At 62.8% G+C, this 2591-nt stretch carries 1 protein-coding gene and 1 pseudogene; both read right to left on the minus strand.

Annotated elements, in window-relative coordinates; all coding sequences use genetic code 11:
- A pseudogene (locus tag LQV45_RS25210) lies at positions 1-428 on the minus strand (hypothetical protein); the annotation flags it as partial.
- Positions 429-700: 272 nt separating this feature from the next.
- On the minus strand, positions 701-2281 hold the full coding sequence (locus tag LQV45_RS25215) for a competence protein CoiA (RefSeq protein WP_230009364.1): 1581 nt from the start codon (positions 2279-2281) through the stop codon (positions 701-703).
- Positions 2282-2591 lie beyond the last annotated feature (310 nt).

The raw sequence follows: 2591 nt of genomic DNA on the forward strand, positions 1-2591 counted from the left end.
TTGTTGTACTGCTCGATACCAATGAATTTTTTAGCTGTGGCGGTCGGGAACTCCACCAAGCCCTGCGCCCCAAAATAACCCAACCCCAATTCTGCTACCACCGTGCGTTGAGGTGGGGCGGCTGAGATGGCTGTTAGTATGGCGTCAATCAGGGCGTCTTCATCGATGCCGGACAGATTCTGCCGCTCGATGCCCATGGAGCCTTCCCGCTCGGACTTCCACTCCACCAGTGTCTCGACGGAGTAGCGGTCCGGGTGGCGCTTGTCTACGAGGTCATGGTGAGGCTTACAAAGCAGGATCAGGTTTGCAAAGGCTCTGCGCTCGTCATCCGTCATGTTTGGGTCATAGCGAGGACCGTCCGGGCTTGCAGCTCGGATGTGTGCAATTTGAACCTCAGTAAAAGGCTCATCATCGATGAAGGTGACCACCGAGCGTGGGCAGTCGGGGTAGTAGCACGTCGTCCCTGAAAGGGCGTAGAGCGCACGCACAGTGGCACTGGTGTATTGACGAGGACCGGGGCTGCTCTTACTCACACAGGGAGCCTAACAGTGGCTTGGCCCAGGTCTGGGCTTGGACTAGCGCAGGGTGTTAGCCTTGACAGCCTCGTCAAGGAACAGCACTTAGCGTGCCGGGTTGTGAACGCCGTCGAGGTCGAGCAGGATGATCGGCTTCATGGGTGCGACCCTTTCACGACCGCCCGTCATCGCCAACTGCCAGCCGGGTTGCTGCCGCCACGCGCCAGACACTTGGCGTTCGCGTGGATGCCCTCGTTGTCGTCTTCGAAAGTTCCGCCGCAGTCACTGCACTGGAACCTGAATCCGTTGGCGCTGCCGATGTAGCGTGGGTTCTCGCTGATCTCCCGCAGTCGTGCCGCCCTGGCATCTTTGGCCGCCTGGCGTGCGGCGATCTCGGTCGCGTCCCTGGCCTCAGACATCCAGAGGGCCCGGGGCCGCGGGCCGATGAACTCCGGGTGGCCTTCCTCAATGCGCGCCGGCCGGTGCACCGTCTGAGGCCTGAAGGTTTGCTCCCTTGGCGGCCCAGGGCGCGCGCCCGGTTCCGGCGGCTTGGGAACGTCAACCTCCGCCTGGCTACGTTCGGCAATTGCTGACCACTTCGAATTTGGTATCGAAGACACCCACCGCCCCTGGACCAGGTCGTTGCATGTAGGGCATGCGAACCCCAGAGGCTTACCGGGTCGGTTCACGGTGACCAATTTGCCTCGGACCAGCGAGCCGCCAGCGGCCTGAAGCCAGGCCTCGACCGGGACAAGGACACGGTCCAGGCTTTCAGGGCCCGGCCGGTATGGGCGAAGATCAATCCTCGCCGGCGGCTCCAGCAGCCGCCAGATGAGGAAAGGGTGGCCGGAGCCAGAACAGCTGACGATGCTCGCCCACACATTCATCCCCGCCCTAACTGCGGGTACAGCCCCGACGTCCGGTGCCACAGCTTGAACCGCGAACAGCAAGTCCCTTTCCACCTTGCGTTCCACCTCCTCCTGGCCCACGAGCTGTCTCGCTTTGGCCTCCTGAGCAGCCTTCACCCTGGCGGCCTCCGCGGCTTCGGCGCGCTCAGCCTCCAGTCGCTGGATGGTGTCCCACTGGTGCCGTGGCGTCCCGTGAGGCCACTTGAATCTTGGTTGCAGGACCGCGTCCACTATCGCCCCGGACCGGGCCATCTTTCCGATGAGCGGCTGGTGGTCGAGCAGCTCCATCAATTCAGCAGGATTCCCGGGCAGGTCGCTGGCCTTGCCGAAGCCCGTTACGATCATCGGCAGCTGCACCCGGAACCAATCGAAGTCTTTGGGGACAACCCACACCGGGCCGATGCGATCGTCCACGTAACGCTGGGACCGGCGCACGAACTCTTCCTCGGTCTGCTGCGAGAGCTGGACTTCGAACGCAAGCCGCCGGCCGTCCGTGTTAGTGGCCAAGACGTCGGCAGTCCAGGCCCGCTCGGGATGAGCGGCCTCCACCTCCGCGGTCCACCCCGGGGCCGCGTTGATCCTGTCCTTCAGCGCCTGCTTCATGGCCAGGTGCTGGGGCGACTCCGACTTGTGCACGACGGGGCACTCAAGGCTCGGGTAATGGGCGAAGTACTGGCGGCCCATGTGGGAGGTCACCCGTTTGGCCCGCAGCCCGCATTCAATCAGCACCAGCTCCGCATAGCGCGGATGTTTCACCAGATCACGCCACGGCCGATGAGCCATCTCAGTCGCATCGACTCGCTCACCATTGATGTACGCCACCAGCTGCAACGAAGATCCCCCCACCACCACGCCCATTGTCACCTGGCGGTCAATCTACCTGCCGTCCGCCGACGGCGCCATCAGGAACCGTTGACGATTCGAGCCCGCTGCTACGACAGAGCAGGGCACCCCGGTTGGCGCAGACCCTTTGCAGGATCCTCAGGCGCCCTTGCGTTTTCCGGTATGAATAAGGCATGACCAGTTCAACGAAGGACACGCGATCACCGTCCCTGTCGGTCCTGCCACTAATTTCTGGTGGGCATTCCAGTCCCAGAACTTCCGGCATGTCTATCTCGACGGCACCTTGTGGGCACCTTTAGCCGAGTTTCATCAAATGCCCCTGTCG

It is taken from the genome of Microbacterium sp. Bi128 (assembly GCF_918698205.1).

Bases quoted from the DNA above. Each gene is read 5' to 3' on its own strand.
- LQV45_RS25215 (WP_230009364.1), bottom strand. From the start codon at position 2,281: ATGGGCGTGGTGGTGGGGGGATCTTCGTTGCAGCTGGTGGCGTACATC.